At 67.1% G+C, this 22,136-nt stretch carries 10 protein-coding genes and 2 pseudogenes; 8 read left to right on the top strand and 4 right to left on the bottom strand.

Translation table 11 applies throughout. The features are described from left to right. Window position 1 precedes the first annotated feature (1 nt). A complete protein-coding gene (locus KM933_RS29250; protein WP_221357701.1) occupies window positions 2-7,201 on the bottom strand; it encodes a polymorphic toxin-type HINT domain-containing protein in 7,200 nt (2,399 codons plus the stop codon). Window positions 7,202-7,730: 529 nt separating this feature from the next. On the opposite strand from KM933_RS29250, the gene KM933_RS29245 reads away from it, so the two are divergent. Continuing rightward, window positions 7,731-11,222 carry a DNRLRE domain-containing protein gene (locus KM933_RS29245; protein ID WP_221357700.1) on the top strand — a complete coding sequence of 1,164 codons (3,492 nt, stop codon included), beginning with the start codon at window positions 7,731-7,733 and terminating at the stop codon, window positions 11,220-11,222. Between the two features lie 272 nt (window positions 11,223-11,494). On the opposite strand, the gene KM933_RS29240 is transcribed toward KM933_RS29245, so the two are convergent. Continuing rightward, a complete protein-coding gene (locus tag KM933_RS29240) occupies window positions 11,495-12,409 on the bottom strand; it encodes an alpha/beta hydrolase (protein WP_221357690.1) in 915 nt (304 codons plus the stop codon). A 166-nt stretch (window positions 12,410-12,575) separates the two neighbouring features. Next, window positions 12,576-13,430, bottom strand: coding sequence for an enoyl-CoA hydratase/isomerase family protein (locus KM933_RS29235; protein ID WP_221357687.1), 855 nt, complete (start codon window positions 13,428-13,430; stop codon window positions 12,576-12,578). 204 nt (window positions 13,431-13,634) lie between these two features. Here KM933_RS29235 and KM933_RS29230 point away from each other — a divergent pair, with 204 nt between their 5' ends. After that, window positions 13,635-14,087 carry a winged helix-turn-helix transcriptional regulator gene (locus KM933_RS29230; protein ID WP_221357686.1) on the top strand — a complete coding sequence of 151 codons (453 nt, stop codon included), beginning with the start codon at window positions 13,635-13,637 and terminating at the stop codon, window positions 14,085-14,087. Window positions 14,088-14,140: 53 nt separating this feature from the next. On the opposite strand, the gene KM933_RS29225 is transcribed toward KM933_RS29230, so the two are convergent. Beyond that, a complete protein-coding gene (locus KM933_RS29225) occupies window positions 14,141-14,452 on the bottom strand; it encodes an ArsR/SmtB family transcription factor (protein WP_221357685.1) in 312 nt (103 codons plus the stop codon). A gap of 107 nt (window positions 14,453-14,559) precedes the next feature. Here KM933_RS29225 and KM933_RS29220 point away from each other — a divergent pair, with 107 nt between their 5' ends. The 6 genes and pseudogenes from KM933_RS29220 (at window position 14,560) to KM933_RS29195 (ending at window position 21,916) form a co-directional block, all read left to right on the top strand. Next, on the top strand, window positions 14,560-15,879 hold the full coding sequence (locus KM933_RS29220; protein WP_221357682.1) for an MFS transporter: 1,320 nt from the start codon (window positions 14,560-14,562) through the stop codon (window positions 15,877-15,879). 339 nt (window positions 15,880-16,218) lie between these two features. Beyond that, window positions 16,219-17,922: an NAD-dependent malic enzyme gene (locus KM933_RS29215; RefSeq protein WP_221357681.1), complete on the top strand. Its 1,704-nt coding sequence runs from the start codon at window positions 16,219-16,221 to the stop codon at window positions 17,920-17,922. A 340-nt stretch (window positions 17,923-18,262) separates the two neighbouring features. Next, window positions 18,263-18,406: pseudogene (locus tag KM933_RS29210) on the top strand (IS5/IS1182 family transposase); the annotation flags it as partial. 253 nt (window positions 18,407-18,659) lie between these two features. Further along, on the top strand, window positions 18,660-19,307 hold the full coding sequence (locus KM933_RS29205) for a DUF6461 domain-containing protein (RefSeq protein WP_221357680.1): 648 nt from the start codon (window positions 18,660-18,662) through the stop codon (window positions 19,305-19,307). Between the two features lie 160 nt (window positions 19,308-19,467). Next, on the top strand, window positions 19,468-20,331 hold the full coding sequence (locus KM933_RS29200) for a DUF1963 domain-containing protein (RefSeq protein ID WP_221357679.1): 864 nt from the start codon (window positions 19,468-19,470) through the stop codon (window positions 20,329-20,331). Window positions 20,332-20,540: 209 nt separating this feature from the next. Beyond that, a pseudogene (locus KM933_RS29195) lies at window positions 20,541-21,916 on the top strand (IS1380 family transposase). Window positions 21,917-22,136: the final 220 nt, after the last annotated feature.

Raw genomic sequence — 22,136 nt, 5'->3', positions numbered from 1 at the left:
CTCACCCTGGATACCATTTGGCAAAGAATTTGCCAGCGGCATCCATATAATTGTTGTAGTTCCGATTTTTTACACTAACTCCGGATGTCCTTCTCACACTGGGCAACGTAGGACGCCCGTTCTGAATCCATACGATTTGCTCCAAACCGCGCCGCTCTCGGTAGACGTCGGTTCGGTATTCAACTTGGAAGCTGTAGTCGGCGGTGTCTTCCCCTCGGGCGTGCTCACGTTCTCGCCGCTGCAAATTGTTCGTTCGCCCAGTTCTGACAACATTTCCGTCCACGTCACGGAGTGTATAGATCCCACCTCTGGCATTCGGATCGCCAAGACAGTTGCTGTTGTGCACGAGGACCGGAGTGGCTCCCGCCAGCACATAGTACGTGTGCAGGTCTGCGACCGTGAGGTTGTATGTGCGGGCGTGCCTGGTGAAGGATCGGTTGCCGGTGACGATGACGGTGTCACCTTCATCGGTGAGCAGGGTCATGCCTGCGGTGAGGGCGCCGGCCTCGATCCAGTTGTGCTCGGAGGATGACCAAAAAGGGTGCTCACGCGTGGCCGTGATTTTGTCGATGCCGTTGCCGGTGGCGATGGACAGTTCATTGAACTGCTTGTCGCTCTTGGTGACGATGAGGCGGGTCACTTTCCTGGGGCCAGACTCACCGGTTTCAGGGTCGGTCGCCTGGACCTCGTCACCAAGTTCGATGTCCTCGATGTTCGAGGTAGTATCGTCGGCCATTAGAACGTCGGTACCAGCGAGGAAGCATTTGCAGCCGATCGCTCTTGCTGACTTCGCCGCCTTGCTTCCTGCTTTCCCACCGGCGACAAGAGTTCCGACGAAGTCCTCGATCAGCTTGGCACGTTCGAACCCTTTGGCGTCCGCCACACACTTGTTGAAGTTTTCGACGCAGTAATTGGCGGCGATGCGTTTGGCTTTCGCTGCGTCATTGTGTTTGAGCAGATATTTCAGGGCCTGACGGCATGCCTCCCTGCCAAAGCATGCGTTGCTGTCACCGCTGTTTTCGTGAACGGGGGTGATCCAATAATCCGTGTCTGGTGAGTCACCGTTCGGGCTGCTCATGGTGAAGTGGCGCAGCAGGTCGTCGATGTTGTTCGTCTTGGGTGTCTGGCTGTTCACCCATGTCGTTCCAGTGCTCGAATCGTTTCCCGAGCTGGTTGCGGTGTTGGAGCCGTACGAAGTCTTATCGAGGACTCCGTCGCCGTTGTGGTCATCCTTTGCGCATGGTGTGTCGAATCCGGCGCCGCAGGCCACCTTCAGACCGGTCGGGTCGCTCTTGCTCACCGGGCTGTTGTTGGCGTATGCGTACCCGTTCATCTGCAGCGGGTCGGCGACATCGATGATCGGGTCGGCTGAGAGGAAGCGGCCTGAGCTCTGGTCGTACTCGCGGGCTCCGATGTGGGTCAGCCCGGTGGCTTCGTCGTCGATGCCGACGCCGAGGTAGCTGCGCTTGTTGGGCCACGCCGTCGGCTTGGTGCCGCGGATTTCGCCGTAGGGCTTGAAAGCGCGACGGACGACAGGCTGGCTGGCTGTGAGTTCGACCGTGGTGTTGGCCGTGCCGAGGTGGTCGGTGAGCAGCGCGGTGAGGGTGTGGCCTGTTGTGGCGCTGTTGGTCGTGGTGCGGGTGACGGCCGGGGCGCCGGATTGGGTGTAGGTGCGGGAGGCGCGGGTGATGGTTCCGGAAGCGTTGGTGGTCACTTCGGTCTCGCCCAGGTAGAGGGTGGAGCCCGAGGGTGAGTTCTCCAAGAGGCGACTGCCATCAGCGTCGTAGACGTACGTCGTCTTCTTGCCGTCGTCGGTGATGGTGTCGAGTTTGTTCTCAGATGTCCAGGTCAGGTTCTGGGTGGCGTCGGGGAGGTCTCGGCCTTCGGTGTTTCCCGCGGCGTCGTAGGTGTAGCTGCTGTCCTTGCCGGAGGGGGTGGAGCTGATCCACTTCATGGTGTGCGGCTGCGGGGTGCCGTAGCCGTAGGTGTAGCTGACATTCTTCGTGGCGTCGGCCGGGTTGTGTTCGGTCATGGCGGCCCGGTTGCCGAGCCAGTCGAAGGTGAACGACTGGCGGTAGGCCGTGGCGCCGCTGGCCACGGTGCCCGTGCCCGGGGCGGCTGCGGTCAGGGTCGCCGTCAATGATGCGTCCGGGCTCGACACGTCGCTCGCCGCATCCGGTGCGTCCGTCACTGGTCCGGAGGAGGCGGCGAAGTCGGTGCGGTATCCCCAGGTCGTTCCGACAGATGACGTGCAGCCTGTGCCATTTCCGCCCGGCGCAACACTGGACGTCCAGGCGTTGACGAGTTCGCCCATGACGTCGTACGTGTAGCACTGGTTGTCCCACGTCGTGCCCGAGGCCTCGGTCAGTTTGCGGGCGTTGGAGGTGATGGTGCCGGAGACGTCGTAGGAGTAGTAGCTGTCGGTGATGCGGTGTGGGCTGGCGGTTTCGCGATCTGCGACCGTGCGCTGGAGGCGGCCGGTGTGGGGGTCGACGAAGTTCGTCGTCCAGACCCGGTTGGGCTGGGAGCCGGAGACCGTGCGCAGGGCTTCGCCGTAGGGCGAGTAGGTCACATCGGAGGCGTACCAGTCCTGGCCGGAGGTCGATTCGGCGAGGCCGTCGCTGTTGTAGCGGGTGACGACCTTCTCCTTCGCCAGTCCGCCGACGGGGGGCAGCGTGGTCGACAGCGGTTTGCCGGTGGGGGTGTAGGTGTAGGCGTAGGCGTAGGTGCCAGCCAGGCCGGTGGTCATCGTGCTGGACGGGATGACCGTCTCGCTGCCGGTGGGCCGGTATTCGGTGTCATAGCTGGTGACGCGGTTGGTGTAGTCGCCGTTGGTGGTGTGCCGGGTGGCGGCGACGGGCTGACCGAGCGCACCGGGCAGTGTGTCGTAGGTGAACGACTTGGCGGGCGTGGCGGTCGCGGAGCCTGCGCGGATGTACTTGATCCTGCTGAGTTCGTCGTATTCGGTGTAGGTCGTGCGGGACTTGGCGTCCGTGACCTTGTTGGGCCGGTCGGCGTCGTCGTAGCCGGTATCCGTTTTACCCACGTCGGGGTCGGTGGTGGACGTCATACGGCCGCGGGCGTCGTAGGTGTACGTCCAGGCGTTGTTCGCCGGGTCGGTGACCTTGGTGCGGTAGCCGCGGGCGTCGTACTCGTAGGCGGTCACGCGCCCGCTGTCCGAGCCTGAGTCGTCGTTGCTGTAGTGCCGGATGGAGGTGACGCGGCCGAGCGCGTCGGTGTAGGTCCGGGTCCGGGGAATGGTTGAGCCGGCCGGGTTCACGTATGTGCTGGTGTCGCTGTGCGTGATGTACGTCGCGTACACGTAGTCGCCGTCGTGATATGTCGACTGGCGGACCTGGCGCTCCAGGCCGTCGTAGCGCAGTTTGACCCAGCTGGGAATCAGCGACTTCGAGCGGGGAGCGAACAGTTCGGTGGCAGGTTCGCCCTTGGCGAGGTAGGCGCCTGTCTGTTCGTCGGGCAGCCCGTGGTCGTTGTAGGTGATGTCGGTGATGATCCGGCCGGGCCCATGAGCCTCGGATTGGGACTGGACCTGTCGCATGAGACCGTCGTAGACCGTCACCTGACGGCTGTAGGAGCCGTCGTCCTTGAGGGTGCTGGTCGTGACGGCGGCGGGGCGCGTCTGCTCGGGGGTGGCGATGGCTGCCTGGTAGTTGATCTCGACATCCGGGGACTTGCTGTCCGAGGAGCGGGAGGGTGACCAGCCCTTCACCATGCGCCCGAGGGCGTCGTACTCGTTGCGGGTGACGCGTCCATTCGCGTCGGTGACCGTCAGCGCCAGGCCACGTCCGGGGTCGAAGGTCGTGGTGACGGCATGGCTCTTGGCGTTGATGACCTTCACCGAGGTCACCGGCCCGCCCGAGTCGGCAGGGGTGTACTGCGTCTCTGTCATGCCCGCGCCAGGCTTGGTGACGGTGCGGATACGGCCCAGTGGATCGTAGGTGCTCTTCGTCTCGGCCGTGTACGAGGTCCCGGCGCCGTCAGCGCCTGCGCTACCGGTGAGGAGGCCTTTCGTCGGGGTCGCGCCGTAGGCCAGGCCGTCGTAACTGTTGCGCACCGCGGATACGAGTTTGGTGGCCGGATTTGCCTCGTCGTAGCCCGTACACGGCGTCCCCGTGCTGCGCTGTTCCTTCGGCAGTCCGATCAGCCACGCCGACGTGTTGTGCACGTACGAGGTCTTGGTGCAGCTCTGGTCGGACAGGATTTCGCTGCTGCCGCTCGGTTTGACCACCGCTGTTTCGCTCTGGATGGGCAGTCCGTAGGTGTCTTCGAACGTCGTCAGTGTACGGACGGCTCGCCAGCTGTTGTCGACCGTCTGGATCTCGTCCGTGCGCTTGATGCCGCTGCGGTGGGCGAGCAGCGGGTCCAGGCCGGTGCCGTTCTCAGCTTCCCTTGCCCGGGAGGCGGTCTGCTTGGACCAGGGGTAGTTCAGAGTGCGCTTCTGCACCCGCTTGTCGGAGTTCAGATAGGTGATGCTCTCCGCTGCTGTCCCCGCGTACTGGGGAGCGTCGTCCGCGAGCAGCGTGTAGGTGTTCGTGGAGTCCTTGACCTCACCGCCTGTGCCGAGGAAGTAGCGGGTTTCGGAGTAGGACTGGGACTGCGGATCGCCTTGCTGAGAGGAGGACTTACTGCCCTTGGTGACTGCGACCTTGCGGTAGCCGCGCCAGTCGCTGTACGTGCGCAGGGCCTGGCGGGTGAACTCGTCATCCGACTTGGTCCACGCGGGGTCCGTGTAGTCGTACGTCGTGTAGACCGGCTTGCCGCGGGAGGTGACCTTGTCGGTCTCGGTCACCGAGTCGACGACGTACTTGTTGAACCACGCCTTCGCCGGCGTCTTCTCGTCGCCGTCGGGAGACCAGCGGATCGGGTAGCAGGTGCCGTTGTTCTTGCCCTTGTCCTCGGCAGGTTCACTCGCGCAGCCGCCCTTGTATTCGACCTCGATGTCGGCGCCGTATTCGGTGGCGACGGTGCCGATGCGGGGCCGGGTGAAGCCGGGGCGCTGGTCGCTCGGGCCGCTGGAGACCAGGTTCGGCAGTTGGCGGTCCTTGAGGCGGGTCCGCAGGGGTGAGGTCGCGCCGACCGAGTACTCGGCGAAGCTGACCCCGTCCTTGTGCTGCAGGGTGCCGGTGGTGTCACCGGGTGCGAAGCCGCGGCGGGTGATCGAGTTCAGCCACAGACCGGGAGAGGTGTCGTACCAGTCCTCGGGAAAGGACTGGTGGAGCGTGTAGGTGTCGACCTTACCCAGGCCGCTCTGGCCGGCGCGGGCGGCTTTCGTCGTCACGGTGTCCAGGCGCATCTGTGTCCAAAAGGACGGGAAGGCCGGGCACAGCTTCGACGTCGACTTGCAGTTGAGGTTGCCGGGCGTGTCCCACCAGGGACGGTAGGCACCCGGGTCGTCGGTCTTGGCGAAGTTCGCCGCATCGCAGGCCGTCTCCGACTTCAGGCAGCGCTGCTTGACGCCGAAGTCGACCGTCGCGGACGGCTTGGTCAGATCCGAGCGCATGCCGTACTCAATGGTCGTCGGGTAGGCATAGCGGTCGTACTGCTCGGGAGACTTGAACTTCTCCTTCACCGCGTAGTGGTTGCTCTCCTGCTTCCAGGAGACGACCATCGCGTTGCCGTGCACGTCGACGACCTTGTCCAGACCCCAGCGCCAGGCCTGCTTCTTGCCCGCGCCGCAGCGCGAGTCGGCGAAGACGCTGGCGTGGCAGGGCTCACCGGGATGGTTACCGAAGACGGGCACCGTGGAGACGGAATTGGTGTCGGTGTGGCCGCCGCCGACCTGGTTAAGGCCGAAGTAGTACTTGGTGCCGTCCTTGGTCGTGACGATCCAGTACTCACCGTTGTTGTCACCGTTGCTGCCGCCGGTACGCCGCTCGATACGGCTGCCGTCGTCCTGCTGGGGTCTGTAGATCTCGGTGTCGGTCTCCGGGTTGCTGCCGGAAACGGCATCGCGGACCAGTTCCGTGGTCGCGCCTCCCAGCGACATCACCGCGTTGTAGGACGCCCAGCACAGGTCGGACGTCTTGTCCGCCTTGGCCGTGTTATTGGGCGTGCCGGAATTCAGCGCCTTACGGTCGTCCTGACAAGCGCGGTAGCGGCGCTCGATATGGCCGGGATCGAAGTTCCAGCCCTCGCCGATCCAGGAAGCTTGCGGAGAGGAGACTGCCGTGCGTCCGTCGACCGTCTGGGAGTTGTAGCCGAAGGTGATATTGGGGGACGGTCCGGCGGGAGCCGCAGGGACCGTCAGCGGATACGACCAACTGAACGCGCCCGCTGAACCGCCAGCCGCCCACTTACCGTTGGACGCCAAGGGTGTGGCCTTGAACGAACCGCCCGCGCCGCCACCGGAGTCGACGGCGCCGATGACCGCAGTGTCACCCGCGGCTGCCACTGGCTTCGCTGAAACCTGGTAGGACGCTTGAGCGGCGGACGCCGCCGGTGCACCCGTCGCCGCAGCTGCAGCCGGAGTGATCGTTCCGTCCGCTGCCGTGTCGACCGTGGCGGTGATCGACTGGGACTTCGTGTCGTTGACAGTCTCCAGCTCTTCGTACGCCTGGCACCCCTCCTCGTCCGGCGTGGTGAGGTAGCACTCGGGGAACTGGACGAAGCGCAGGCGCGAGGCCCAGTCGGCGCCGTAAAGATTCTTGAACTTGGCGTAGTCGAGTTGAACCGAGACCGGCACAGAACCGGCCGCCGGAGCCTGAACGGTCACGACAGCGCCATCGACACCTTGCGAGACCGGCTCAGTGCGGGCAGCGACGGAAACCTGCCAGGTGCCGGTGGGAGCGGCCTGATCGGGAGCCTGTCCAAGGCTGACGGGTAGGTCACCGACTGGGGTCAGGTCGACCTGCCGGGCAGCGCTGCCCATGCCAGATGCCGTCGCGGCCTGCGTCGCGCTTGCCGTCGATCCAAAGCTGACCGTCCTGGTCGCAGCCAGTGGGGGCGTCGCCGTGCCGGCGGGTGCCTGTTCCAGGTCCTCAGGGACGTCGACCTTCAGGGTCTCCAGGTCCCGCTCAAAGGCCTCACCAGAGATCGGCTTGTCCTGGCCGAGTGTCTCAAGGTCGAGTGTCTCGCGGCCCTGCTCAGCGGCGGCCGGGTCGGGCGGCAGCGCCAGTGACTGGGTAGGCAAGAGACCTACCAGCAGAGCGGCTCCCAGGGCAGGGACGACAGCTGTACGCATGCGACGCACGCGGCGGCGCCGGGCAGGCGAAAGGCGACCGAACACGGTGGGGTCCCCCGGACCACTAGGAGCGGGACCAGGTTCGGACCACGCGTAAGGCGTATCAGATGCGCAGATTCTGTGACGCCCTCGTGAACTTGCGCTAGATCAACTCAGCCGATGTGATCATCATCACTGCATGTAACGTTACGCAACGGTCAGTAGCAACGAGGTTGCCTGCTTTGCGTCGATAGTCGTCCCTTTGAGATTTTGCGACATTGAACGCGTAATTTATCAATTACCATGACAAATAAGCTCGCGCGTACGGGTATTACGGACAGTCTTGTGGCGTTTTGTAGCCGTGATAGATCCATGTCCAGGCGGTCGTCTGCGTGGCTACTCACTTGTGAGTACGGCAGATGCGGCCGATCGACTCACCTCGCCTCTGCATCTTCGAAGGGTGACGACAGCGTGCTCATAGGTCATCATCGGCGAGCCCGGCAGCGCTCTGTCATGTGCCGGTTCCAAGGGGAGATAGGGGACTCGCCGGATGACGCGCACCCAGACGGGCACAAGACGCGGCTGGCACCGCGCACCCGGGAGCCGCACTACCGCTGCGGTCCTGGCGGCTGCACTCGCCGCCACCGGTATCGCGTTCGTGGGTCTGGGCCTGGACGATGCAAGCACGCGCGGCACGACGAACGGTGATCAGAAGACGAAACCGATCAGCGAGACGGCAGCTGCCGTGCAGGCAGCCAGGACGGGTAAGTCCGTCGAAGTCACCGCCCTGCGCACGGCGCGCTCAACCACCTGGGCCCGCGCCGACGGTCTCCTCGCCAAGAAGCTTTACTCCACCCCGGTTCGAACCAAAGTGGGCAATGAATGGAAGGACATCGACTACACCCTTCACCGCACCAAGGCAGGCTTCGAGCCTCGGGCCACCAATGTACGCATGGTGTTCTCGGCCGGTTCCAAGACACGTGACGGTCAAAAGCGTTCATCCCGTGGCGCCACTCACCGCGTCTCCCTGGTCAAGGATTTCAAGAGTGCTGGTACAGCCGAGACCGCAACTCCGCTGGTCACGTTGACCGTCGATGGCTACGACATCCAGCTCACCTGGCCGGGCCCCGTGCCCGCGCCGATCATCGATGGTTCGAGGGCGTTGTACCCGGAAATCTTTCCGGGCGCCGATCTGGTCCTGACCGCCGACGACGAAGGCTTCGGCCAGTTGGTAGTGCTAAAGAACCGGCAGGCCGCCGCTGATCCGCGGGCCAAGCAGCTGTCGTATGGCATCACTTCCGAGGACCTGACCTTCCGGCTCGACCCGGTCTCGGGCATCGTCGTGGCCGAGAGTGCCTACGGCAACGAGGTGGCGATGTCGCCCACCCCGCTGATGTGGGACAGCAGTGGCGCCCCGGCGGTCACCGATGGAACCGTCGGCGCCACCGCCCAGCCGACCACCTCGGAGAGCCCCGGCCCCACCGACCCGGCCACTGACACCCCCAGCGATACTCCGAGCCCCACCGAGGAACTCATCGAGACGGACGAGCAGGCCGACGCCAGCCCGGAGACACTGCCAGCGGCTACCGACGGCCCCGAGCCCACCGTGGAGGAGTCACCGCTGCCCACCGCGCCGGTCGAACCGACGCCTTCGCCCTCGCCAACCGGCTCCTCGGCCACCCTCGGTCTGGCCGGGCTCGACGGCCCCTCCCCCGACTCGCGCGGCGAGCTCGTCGAGACCGACCTGTCCGGGACGAACTGGCTCATCACCCCCGCCCAGGACTTCCTCACCGACTCGGCCACCACCTATCCGGTGTTCATCGACCCGTCGGTGAAAAAGCACGCCCAGGACTGGACCACCGCCTACAGCCGCCACCCCAACGCCACCTTCTACAACGGCAAGGGCTTCAACAAGGGCGGCACCCACGAGGCCCGTGTCGGCTTCGAGTCCGACACCTGGGGCACCTCCCGCTCCTACTTCAACATCGAATTCGACAAGGACCTCAAGGGCACGAAGATCACCAGCGCGAAGCTGAAAGTGCTCGAGACGTACTCCTGGTCGTGCAGTGCCCGCTCCATGAGCGTGCACCTCACCGGCGAGATCAACTCGCACACCAACTGGAAGAACGCCCCCAAGCTGCACGACGGCAACAAGTTCGCGACCAAGAGCTTCGCGCACGGCTACAAGTCCGGCTGCCGCGACGCCTACGAGGACTTCGACGTGAAGAAGGCCGCGCAGAAGCGGGCCGACCAGGGCAAAGACATGATCACGTTCGGAATGCGGGCCCGCGACGAGCACTCGCAGTACGCGTGGAAGAAGTTCCGTGCCAACGGGGACGACCGGCCCGTCCTGACGCTCATCTACAACCGCAAGCCGACCGTCGACTCCAAGTCGCTCGATCTCGGCCCCGAGGGCAAATGCACCACCACCGAGCCGTACGTGCGTATGGGATCGGGTGATCTGACCTTCACCGCCCGCGCGTCCGACAAGGACAAGAACCTCGACTACCTCGACTTCGACCTGTGGGCCAAGGGCAAGTGGGACACCACCGGCGATCTGCTGAAGTCCACCGGAAAGGTCTCCGTGGGCGGCGACAAGGACACCGCCCTGCGCAAAACGGACAACTTCTCCACCAGCAAGCTCACCAACGCCACCGTCTACTCCTGGCGGGTGCGAGCCGTCGACGACGCCAACTCCACCTCCGGCTACACCCCGGCCAAGACACCGTGCCGCTTCGTCCTGGACACCGTCGCGCCCAAATCGCCCAAAGTCTCCTCCACCAACTTCCCCAACGCCGACGGCAGCGAGAACGGCTTCGGCAACGACGCCGAGGACGCCAACTGGAGCACCCTGAAGTTCGGCACCGCAGGCTCCTTCACCGTGCGCGCCCTCAACACCGATGTCGTGCGCTACGAGTACGGCTTCAACTCCGCCTCCTACACCGGCACCCTGAACCGCACGTCCGGAACGCCCACCACCACCAGCGCCACCATCACCGGCGCCAAACCGCCCACCGCCGGACCCAACGTGCTCTACGTCAGGACCGTAGACAGCGCGGGCAACGTCTCCCAGCCCACGAAGTACTTCTTCTACGTCACCCCCCGCGACCAGGCCGACGCCCCCGGGGACTTCACCGGCGACAAACTCGCCGACCTGATGGCCGTCACCGAGGCCGGCAACCTCTCCCTGTACCCCTCCCAGGCAACCGCAGACAATCTCGCCAAGGGATCCGGCGACCTGGACTACTCCATGTCCGGCGCCTACCGCACCAACCCGAACAAGGACCCCAACGGAGACGATCTGCCACCGTTCGTCGCCGCACCCTCCGGGCACTTCAAGGGCGCACTGATCACCCACAACGGCGACATCTACGGCGGCGACGGCCTCCAAGACCTCATCGTGCGTGTCGAGGGCAAACTCTGGGTCTACCCCGGGGACGGCTACGGCGCCGTCAACATCGACAAACGCCGCGAGATCCTGCTGCCCGACGGCGCCCCCAGCCCCGCCAGCCTCACCCAGATCATCTCCGCCGGCGACGCCACCGGCGACGGGCGCACCGACTTCCTCGCCACCATCGGCGACGAACTGTGGGCCCTCATCGGCTACCACGGGGCAACCATCGACCAGGCCATACGGCTCGCCGCCACCACCTGGACCGAACGCGACCTAGTCACCGCCCAGGACGTCAGCGGCGACGGCATCACCGACCTCATCTACCGCACCGACGTCTCCTCACGCCTCCTGCTGCGCAAGGGAATCGCCGCAAGCGGCGGCGGCGTCAACCTGGACTCGCTGAAATCCGGCGCCGCCTCCTCCGGAGGCGCCGACCTCGAATACGGCGCCGCCGGCTGGTCCAGCACCAGCATCCCCCAGCTCATCGGAACACCCGACGTCAACGGAGACGCCATTCCCGACATCTGGACCGTACGCTCCGACGGCTCCGTCCGCTTCTACACCGGTGGTAAAACCGTCCTCCCAGGCTCCGGCACCGAGGTCATCGCGCCCGCCAGCTACTGGAAGACCCGCATCGCCATCGGCTGACACGCCAGCGGTCTCCCGCTTCTCGCCTGCCTACCGAGAAGCGGGAGATCGCAGCCCTCTCGCCGGTGTGACCGCGGAAGGCCAGATGGCACCGCCATCTCCAAGCCCCCACGCTTCGCCATCTGGGAGCACATCACCGGACTCGCCGGCCTCGCCACCGCGGCCTGAACACAGCCCGGAACCAGGCTCCACCACACCACACCACGACACGCGTCAGGCAGTCACACAGCCAACAACGTGACAACACCGTCCGCTGTCAGGCCGGGCCGGTCTTACTGCTTGTCCGCGGCGGGCTTGAGGTGGGTGTCGAACCAGTCGATCGCGACTGAGGAGGACAGCTCGAACTGCTCGACGTAGGGGGAGAAGTGGGTGCCGTCCATGAAGACGAGCTTCTTCGGTTCCCGGGCGCGGTTGAAGCCGTCGAGGGCGATGTCGGTGGGGGCGACGTCGTCGTCCTTGGCCACGAGCATCAGCAGCGGGGTGGGGGCGATGCGGGAGATCCACTGGCCGGGTTCGTAGGCGCGGGCGCGGCGGTTGGACTGCAGTGTGACCTCGTTGGTCCACTTGTCCTGCGGCGCCCAGTTGAGGTAGAAGTCGACGGCGCCCTGCTGGCGGTAGGCCGCCTGGTGGTCGGGGTTGGCGTCGACGAACGGCACGTAGACGGGCGGCTTGCCGGCCAGTTGGTCGCGCTCGTCCTGGTTGAACCGCTCGTCCAGAGCGCGCACCTCGTGCGGGGGTACGCGGCGCAGTCCGGTCTCGTAGCCGCTGACCGTGGGGACCTGGGAGTAGACCGCCTTGATGCGGCGGTCCGTGGCGCCGAGGACAAGGGTGTGGCCGCCGGCGTAGCTGGATCCCCAGATGGCGATGCGCTGTTCGTCGACCTCGTCGCGGGTGCCGAGGTAGGTGATCACCCATCGCCAGTCCGCTATCTGCTGGTAGGGGTCGATGTCCTGGCGGGGGGTGCCTTCGCTGTCGCCGAAGTTGCGGTGGTCGTGCAGCAGGACGGCGTAGCCGGCCTCGCTGAAGCGGCGGGCGATGTGTTCGATGCCGTGGTAGCGGGTGCCGCCGAAGCCGTGCGCCATGGTGATGGCGGGCAGCGGCCCGTCGGCGTTCTCGGGAAGGAACAGCCAGGCGGCCAGCTCGATGCCGTCGGGAAGGGGGATGCGTACGTCGATGCGCTCGGTCATCGTGAACACCTTTCGAGGAAGTCGGCCAGGCGTCGTTGTGCTGGGCGACTGCAGATCATGGGGAGGGGCGACTCTTGCCGGATCCTTGCGAGGGGGGCGGCACGGAGGCGTCGAAGGTGCGCTTCGTGTCGGCGGTCGCCAGGAGGGGCGGTAAGCAGTCTGCTGATCAGGGGTGGTGGGGGGTGATGGTGGCCATCGCTTCGCCCAGTTCCCGTTCGGTCTCGCTGCGCGTCTGCAGGCCGTTCTTCAACAGCCACGCGGTGCGGGGGCCGACTGCGCCTTCGCGGACCAAGTGCTGGAAGACGACGGCGGCGGCGCGGATCTCGTCGTCGGACGGCGTGTTGACACGGATGACGGCCGTCTTGGTGGCGGTGACGGCGTCTGTGGGGAAGCCGGCCACGCGACGGGCGAACCGGTCAACGACGGCGTCAAGTTCGGCGCCGGGCACGGCCCGGTTGATCCAGCCGTAGCGCTCGGCGAGGTCGGCGGTGAAGTCGTCGGCGCCCAGAAGCGCCTCCAAGGCGCGGCCGGTGCCCATCAGCCGGGCCAGGCGCTCCACCGCGCCGGCGCCGGGCGGGGCTCCGAAGCCCACTTCGGGCTGGCCCAGGATCGCGGTCTCCCGTGCGGCGAAGCGGACGTCGCAGGCGAGCAGGAATTCGCTGCCCGCCCCGCGGGCCCGCCCGCGCAGTTTGCCGATGGTGACGACCGGCAGGCGGCTCAGGCGCTGGTAGAGCATGCCGAGCGAGGCGTCGCCGGGGCCGCCGGCCTTGGCGGCCTCGGCGGTGTATTCGGGGACTTTCGTCAGGTCTACGTGCGGCAGGAAGAAGTCCGGGTCGGCGCTGTCGAACACCACCGCGCGAAACGGGGCGGAGCCGTTGAGGTGGCCGATGAGGTGGACCAGGTCCCGGACGAGTTCCGGGCCGATCAGGTTGAGAGGCGGGGCGTCGAACGTCGCGTACAAAACGCCGCCGTCGGCACGCGTGCGGATGGTTTCTGTCTGCGGCAGGACATCGTCTGGCATTTCAGTTCCTCCGTCGGCGGCCCCGGGTGGGTGCCGCCTTCGCCATCATGAACCCGACTGGTTTAAAAATGCAACTGGATGCAACGCTGGGTGCCGAACAGTCACTGCTGGTGAGACCTGCGATCTGCAGGACTGCCCATCCGGAGCCCTACGGCCATATTGGTTTAAAGTTGAAACCTCGTACGCACGAGGGAGGACACACCGATGCGGAAGACGGATCTCAGCGAGGCGACCTGTCCGGTCGCCCGGTCACTCGGCGAGGTGGGCGACTGGTGGTCCCTGCTCATCGTCCGCGACGCCCTGAACGGGGTGAGCCGGTTCAGCGACTTCCAGCGCAGCCTGGGCTGCGCGCGCAACATCCTCAGCGCCCGGCTGAGCAAGCTGGTGGAGGCGGGCGTCCTGGTGACCGAGCCCGCCTCCGACGGAAGCCTGTATCACCAGTACCGGCTCACGGAGAAGGGCAAGGCCCTCCGCGTCGCCCTGGTGGCACTGCGGCAGTGGGGCGAGGCCTACCTGTTCGACGAGGAGGAGGAACGGCTGCAACTCGTCGACACCAAGGACCGTAAGGCGGTGGCGCCCCTGGAGATGCGCGCCCACGACGGGCGCGCCCTCACCGTCGACGAGGTCGAGGTCCAGTCCACCTCAGGTGCGGCCTGACCTCGCACCGGCCCGGGCCGGCGGAGCCCGCGGCCGGCGGCGTCACCCCATGGTCACAGGACGGCGTCCAGCAACCCGGGAAAGCGGGACTCCAGGTCCTCGCGGCGCAGGCTGAGCGAACGTCTGCGCCCCTGGGGCTCGTTGCGGATGACCCCGGCCTCACGGAGGGTCTTCACGTGGTGCGAGAGCGTCGACTTCGGGATCGGGCCGGAGCGCGGCTGGCACTCCGCCACCTCGAGCGGGCCGTCGGCCGCAAGGCGCCGCACCAGTTCCAGCCGGATGGGGTCACTCAGGGCGAAGAGGACATCGGTCATCTCCAGCCGGGCGGTCTCCGGGTGGGTGAACTCGCGCGTCTTCGCACTCATGGTTCGAGGATACTGGAACCATAACTGTTTGAGAAAATTGGAACTATCGATTGTGGCGACGTACGCTCCAACTGTTCGAGTTTTTTAGAACTCTCGTTGGAGTCCTCATGTCCTCCGTCCCTCGGCCTGATCCGGTAGCCGGCGGCCGTGCCCCGCGCCTGTCGCGGGCAACCGCCTTCTGGCTGCTGGGCCTCGTCCAGCTCACCTTCATGGCGGCCAGTAGCGCACCCTCCCCCCTGTACTCCGAGTACGCACGGCGCTGGGGTCTGTCGGCCACCGCCCTGACCGTGGTTTTCGCCGTCTACGCGCTGGCGCTGCTGGTCTCCCTGCTCGTCGTCGGAAGCCTCTCGGACCATCTGGGCCGCCGTCCGGTTCTGGCCGTCGCCCTCGTCGGCGAAGCGGCGGCGATGGCCGTCATGCTCACCGCCGGAGGGGTGGGCCAGCTCATCGTCGGGCGGATCCTCCAGGGCCTTGCCACCGGGGCCGCCACCGGCGCCATCAGCGCAGGACTGATCGATCTGCAGCACCCGGGCTCCAAGCTCGGCGCGCTCCTCAACAGCGCCGGCACCGCAGGCGGTATGGCCGTCGGCGCCCTGGTCGGGGGCGTGTTCACGCAGTTCGCGCCCTCTCCTCACATCGTCATCTTCGCTCTGCTCACGGCCGCCACCACGTTGCTGGGGGCAGCGGTGCTGCTGGTGCCCGAGACCTCACCGCTGCGTCCGGGCACACGCGCTTCCCTGCAGCCCCGGGTCTCGGTGCCGCACGCCGACCGCAAGGCCTTCCTGATCGCCGTACCGCCCTTCGTCGCCAGCTGGGCGATCGGCGGCCTGTACTTCTCCCTCGGATCGTCGCTGACCGTCAACATCCTTCACACCGACAACCACCTGGTCGCCGGACTCGTGGTGGCCCTGCTCCCCGGGGCTGCGGCCCTCGCCTGTGTCGTGCTGCGCGCCATGGCCCCGCTGCCGATGATGCTGCTCGGGTCCGTGTCCCTGGTCGTCGGCGCCCTGATGACCCTGCCGGCGCTCCTGATGCCGTCCACGGCTCTGCTCCTGGCCGCGACCGTCGTCGCCGGAGTCGGCTTCGGCACCGCCTTCTTCGGCGCCTTCCGGATGCTGGCGCAGACCGCCGCCCACGAAAAGCGCGCCCAGCTGTTCTCTGCCGTCTACGTCGTCTGCTACCTGGCCAACAGTGTTCCGGCCATCGCGGCCGGCCTCCTCATCCCCTCTGCGGGCCTGCGCGACACCGCGATCGGTTACGTCAGCGCCGTCGCCGCGCTCGCCCTGCTGTCGATCCCGTTCGGCCTCACCGCCCTGCGCCGCACCAAGAGCGCCGCAACCGGCCTCCAGCCCGCGGTAACGCTGAACCCGCAGACCGTCACCGATCCCACCGCAGGCACCACCCCGGCCCCGGCCAGCCGGCGCTGAGCGCCCCGGCGACCGTGCCGCTGCGCCCCGGCGACCGTGCCGCTTGCGAGGTCCTGCGTCCCGGCGCCGTGCCGTCCGAGACCCTGTTGCCGCCCGGACGGCACGGCGCACCGGCGTCCCGCCGAGCTCACGGCAACGGTCCGCCTCTTCGATGAGCGGGCATCCAGTGCCCGGCGCTTGATGTCCCCTCAACCCCCGCCCGGTACGTCTCCACACCTGATAATGCATGCACCAAGAGTATGATTTTGGGTGTAATCAGGCATTGGGCGCATGGGCAGGTGGGGGCGCAAGCTGGTTGACATTCCTTCCGTTTCACCTGCGTCACCCTGGAGTTGAGCCATGTCCGAGCAGCATCAGCAGCCGGCAGCCGTCCTTGAGACCACCGCCCGCGGGCGAGCTGTCCTGACCAACCCCCGCCTCAACCGCGGCACCGCGTTCACGCAGGAGCAGCGGCGTGAGCTGGATCTGGTGGGTCTGGTCCCCGCGCAAGTGCTCACCCTGGAACAACAGGCGGAGCGGGCGTATCAGCAGTACCGGGCGCAGCCCTCCGACCTGGCCAAGAACGTCTACCTGAGTGCGCTGCACGATCGCAACGAGGTCCTGTTCTACCGGCTGCTCGGGGACCACCTGGCGCAGATGCTGCCCATCGTGTATACCCCCACCGTGGGCACGGCGATCGAGCGTTACAGCTTTGAGTACCGTCGTCCCCGCGGCATCTACCTGAGCGCTGATGCCCCCCAGGACATCGAACGTTCCCTGCGTGCCTCAGGTCTGGGTCCCGGCGATGTGGACCTCATCGTCGCCACCGACGGCGAGGCCATTCTCGGTATCGGCGACTGGGGCGTGGGCGGCATCGACATCGCGGTCGGCAAACTGGCCGTCTACACCGCGGCCGCGGGCGTCGACCCGCACCGCACCCTCGCGGTGATGCTGGACGCCGGCACCAACCGCGAGGAACTCCTCGACAACCCCCTCTACCTCGGCACCCACCACAAGCGTGTCGACCGGCAGACCTACGACTGCTTCATCGACGCCTTCGTCAGCGCGGCAACGGCGCTGTTCCCCAAGGCCCTGCTGCACTGGGAGGACTTCGGCCCGGCCAATGCCCGCCGCATCCTGGAGCGCTACCGGGAGAATGCCTTCACCTTCAACGACGACATCCAGGGCACCGGCGCCGTCAATCTGGCCGCTGTCCTGGCGGGCGTCGCCGCCAGCAGCCTGCCTCTGCGCGAGCACCGCATCGTCGTCTTCGGCGCCGGGACCGCGGGCGTCGGTGTCGCCGACCAGCTGCGTGACGCGCTCGTCGCCGACGGACTGGATCCCGCGCAGGCCACGTCCCGGATCTGGGCGGTGGACCGGCACGGGCTGCTCACCGAGGGCCAGAGCGGCACGCGCGACTTCCAGCTGCGCTACGCCCGCTCCTCGGCCGACGTCGAGGGCTGGCAGCACGACGACACCCTCGGTGGTATCCCGCTGGCCGAAGTGGTCTCACGGGTGCGGCCCACCATCTTGATCGGCACCTCCGGCCAGGGCGGCGCCTTCACCGAGGACATCGTCCGCACCATGGCCGCGCACGCCGACCGGCCGATCATCCTGCCCATGTCCAACCCCACCCGTCTGGCCGAGGCCGTTCCCGCCGACCTCCTGGCCTGGTCCGGGGGCCGGGCCCTGATCGCCACGGGCAGCCCGTTCGGCCCGGTCGACCACGAGGGCGTCACCTACCAGATCGGGCAGGCCAACAACGCGCTGGTCTTCCCCGGACTCGGCCTGGGTGCCCTGGTCGCCGGAGCCGACCGTGTCACCGACGCCATGCTCACCGCGGCCGCGCACGCCGTCGCCGCGCAGACCGACGCCACCGCCGCCGGTGCGCCGATCCTGCCCCTGATCACACAGCTCCACGAGACGTCCGTCGCGGTCGCGGTCGCCGTCGCCCGGGCCGCCGCGGACGACGGCGTGGCCCGCACGGAGATCGACGAGCGCATCGAAGAGCGCATCCGGGCCGCCATGTGGCAGCCGGCCTACCGGCCCATCAGGGCAGTCTGAGCCGCAGCCCCCGCCGACCACCAGCAGCAGGGCAGGCGCGTCCCACGGGCGGCGACCGCGATCCGATCCTGTGCACTGGACGCAGCCATGCCCATGAAAGCCATAAAGGGGCGCCCGGACATGACAGGAACTGTTCCTTGGGGCCGGGCACGTGCAGCCGGGTCCGGGTGGCCTCTTCGCGCCGCCGCCAAGGCGCTGGCGCAGTTGCCTTTCGCGACGATGGCACGGGGAGCCGCCGGACTCGCCGGTCCCCTACTGGCCGGAATATGGACGGGCTGGCACGTCCTGTCCGTCGTCTCCGCGCGGGCGGGGCTGCCGACCAGTACGCCTCCGCCGCAGCAGCCACGCCAAGAACCGATGCATCGGCGAGGAGGCCATGGTCATGTTCAAAAGCTGGCGCCTCCTGCGAAAGCTCCGCTGCAGTACCAACCGGATCACCGACATCGTGAAGACCGTTCTCGCCCTTCACCATGCCTCAACTGAGGTTGGGAAAGGCCCAGTGCCCCGCCGCCGAGTTCGCCGCTCAGGACGGCGAGCACGTGTGCTCGTTGGATGCATCTCGTCGTTCTGCATTACCGGTGCAACAGGTCCAGTCGAGGGATGTGGCGAGAGGGGGGCGGGGGCTACGGTAACCGTCGTCATTCCCCGATCGGGGCGTTGCCAGCCGCAGGTCCTCCCGGCGTCACCTGCGGCAGCGCTGCCGGGAAGGCCACACGCGCCCCTGAGGAAAGAGGTCCATGATGCCCACGCCCGGCTTTCCGCCGCACACACTCGACCCCGAAGGAACGCCAATATGGATCACTGATCTGGCCTCCGACGCCCCGAACCACGTCCTGCACGTCGTGCACGGCATCGAACCGGCGGAGGCGCTGGAAAGGCTCGGCGCCAAAACGAGGTTGATGCAGCCCTGCGAACTGCCCGACAGCAGGCCGGATGAGTGGACGTCACTGCCGTGCGCGGCTCTCGGTATGGACCCGGGGTCGTCCGCGGCGCTGTTGGCGGGACGCGTCGGCGAGTGGACCTTCGTCTACGACGACTCCGGGTTCACCTTCGAGGACGCGGCGGAGGCACTGTCCGCCGATGGACGGATGGCGGCCACGAGCGTGTTCAGCATCAACGGGGACGCCAGCCTCACCTATGCCGTCAATGGCAAGCAGGTCGCATGGGTCGACGTCGACGGTCTCGCCCTGGAGGAGGATCTTCCCCGTATGCCCGCCGAACTGCGCGCGGCATTCGAAGCCGCCGGCACCGTGGAGGAGGGATACCTCGAGCCGGGCAAGGCCGACAGCTCCATCACCATGCGTGCCGTCTGCGCTCTGGCCGGCCTCCCGCTCACCCTGAGCGCCCTGCGTCAGGTTCCGCTGGTGGTCCTGCCGTTCGGCTGACGGTGCTGCCCGTGACGTCGGTCGGGCGAGCGGCAGCGCCCGACCGCCGGGGGTGCCTTCGGGGTCTGCTCGTGACGCCGTGTCGTCGAACGCCAACGGGTGGGCGCCACAAGGGAAATGCGCTGTCCCCGCCCTCCGCTTCGTTCGGTACGGTGCGCCCATGACGTCTGCGATACGGGACCGGTTCCGTCCTTTCCGTGAAGAAGCCGAGGCCCAAGGCGTGCCGGCCGACGATGTGGAGCGGTGGCTGGCCACGGCCCGTCCCTGTGCCACCCTGGCACTGTCCGACGACGACACCGGACCGGTCGTGGGACGGTTCGGCGGCGCTCTGATGCTTCCGGCCGACACCCCGGACCCCGGACACCCCTTCGTGGCCTCGGTCGACCTCGCCGCACTGCCGGCCGGCGCGACGGACCTCCCCTTGCCGCCCGACGGCCGGCTGCTGTTCTTCGCCCTGCCCGAGACCGGGGAGTGCACTTCCATGGGCGCCGTGATCCACGTGCCAGCCGACGCGGCCGTCACGCGACGGGATCGGTACGCATGGAACCCGGCGAACATCGCCGAGTACGACAGGGTGTTCGCGAGCTATCCGGAGGGGCCGCTCCGCGCACGGACCGACGTGTCGCTCCCCCGCCACCGGTTCGTCGTTCCCCCCGGTGAGGAGGAAGCCGTATACCTTCCCGGGCATCCCTACTGCTCCGAACTCGTCGAGATCTGGGAGGACACCAAGGACCTCATCGCGCCCTCGGCGCAGATGCAGATCGGAGGATACGCGGACGAGGAGATCGTGGAGTTCGACCCGGTCGACGTCGCGGCGTCCGTCGCGGCGCAGGCGGTGGGCGCCAGCCGCTGGGACGGTCCCGTCTCGGACGACGTGGCCGACTGGGTGCTCCTCGCCGACTGGTACGCCGGCAGGGACGTGGAAAAGCGGGAAGGTGCGACCGTCCACTGGGTGATCCAGCGCGAGGACCTCGCAGCCCGACGCTTCGAGCGCGTGTTCACCACCGTCTTCTGGAACCCCTGAGCAGGCCATGACGGGGGGCGAGCCGGAGCGGCAGGCCACTGGTCTTCGACCACGAGGGCGTACAAGCGGCGCACGGGACCGCCTTAGCCTCGCGCTTTCACGAGGCGAGCTGTCCAAGAGCTGATCAGAAACACGGAAAGTGCTCTTGACCTGCAACGATAGGACTTGCTGAGGGTCCTGTTGGCTGCAAGGAAAAGAGCACTTTCCAGGTGAGAGAGCCTATCTCGTCATACCCGCGCGTCCGCGTCCAGGACGACGGCCGCCAGATCGTCTCCCAGGCCGGGTCGGTCCTGCTCGTCGAAACGGTCCGCAAGACGGTCTTGACCAGGCCGTATCCCAGGCTCTGGCTCCGTGGCGGAAGCCGCGGGCTGTCCACGATCCCGGCAAGATGCTCCTGGATGTCGCCCTGGCGGTCGCACTGGGCGGGGACTGCCTCGCGGACGTCGCGATGCTGCGGTGTGAGCCGGCCGTCTTCGGGCCGGTCGCCTCCGACCCGACCGTCTCCCGCCTGATCGACACCCTCGCCGCCTCCGGCGAGAAGGCCCTGCAGGCCACCCGAGCCGCACGGTCCGAAGTCCGGGGCCGCGTCTAGTCGCTGGCCGGCGAGAACGTCCCGGACGCCGACGGCCAGGTCGTAGTCGATATCGACGGCGTCCTCGTGATCGCCGGCTCCGACGAGCAGGACGCTGCCGCGACCTGGAAGAAGACCTACGGCCATCACCCGCTGACAGCCTTCCTCGACCACGGCTCGGGCGGAACCGGCGAACCCGTCGCGGCCCTGCTGCGGCCGGGGAACGCGGGATCGAATACTGCCGCCGACCACATCACCGCCACCCGCCTCACCCTGGCCCAACTCCCCAAGAAATACCGGCGAGGACGACAGACCCTGATCCGCACCGACTCCGCAGGCGGCACCCACGAGTTCGTTTCCTGGCTCGCCCAGCGGGGTCGATGGCTGCCGCATTCCGTCGGAATGACGATCACCGAGGCGATCCACCAGCACGCACTGAAGATCCCTGAGCCGACATGGACCCCGGCCGTCGAGACGGACTGCGAGGTGAGGGACGGAGCCTAGATCGCCGAGCTCACCGGTGACGTGCTGGAGAGCTGGCCACAGGGCATGCGGCTGATCGTCCGCAAGGAACGGCCGCATCCCGGAGCCCAGTTGAGGTTCACGGACACGGACGGCATGCGTCTCACGTGCTTCGCGACAAACACCGTCGGCAGGCCGATCGCCGAACTCGAACTCCGTCACCGGCTGAGGGCGAGGGCCGAGGACCACATCCGGGCCGCCCGGGCCAGCGGCCTACGCAACCTGCCGCTGCACCGCACCGCCCAGAACCGGATCTGGCTGGAGATCGTCCAGATCGCACTCGCCCTGCTGGCCTGGATGCCCATGCTCACCCTGACCGGCAAGGTCAGGCTCTGGGAGCCCCGCCGCCTGCGGCTCCGCCTGTTCACCGCGGCCGGACAACTCGTCACCACCGGCCGCCAGCGCATTCTCCGCTTCGCCAGCCACTGGCCCTGGACACGAGAAATCACCGCAGCCCTGGCCCGGTTCGCTCTCCTCCCCAACCCCGGCTGAACAGCAGCTTCCCCGTCCCTGCGAGCAGCACCATCGCAGCCCGGAGAGTGGAACCCGGCGCCCACCCGACGCGACACTCGGGCTACTGGCCTGCCCACGACCACTCACAGAATGCGAAACGGTCCACCGACTCCGTCGGCGGACCGTCACGAAACTTCGAGGTTAGTACTGCAACGGTGCTTGTTCTGAGTGCTGGGCAGTTCAGGGGCTGTGCCCGCGT

Origin of the sequence: Streptomyces beigongshangae, assembly GCF_019710745.1 — a bacterium.
GTDB lineage: Bacteria > Actinomycetota > Actinomycetes > Streptomycetales > Streptomycetaceae > Streptomyces > Streptomyces beigongshangae.
This window is presented reverse-complemented; position numbering and strand designations above follow the sequence as displayed.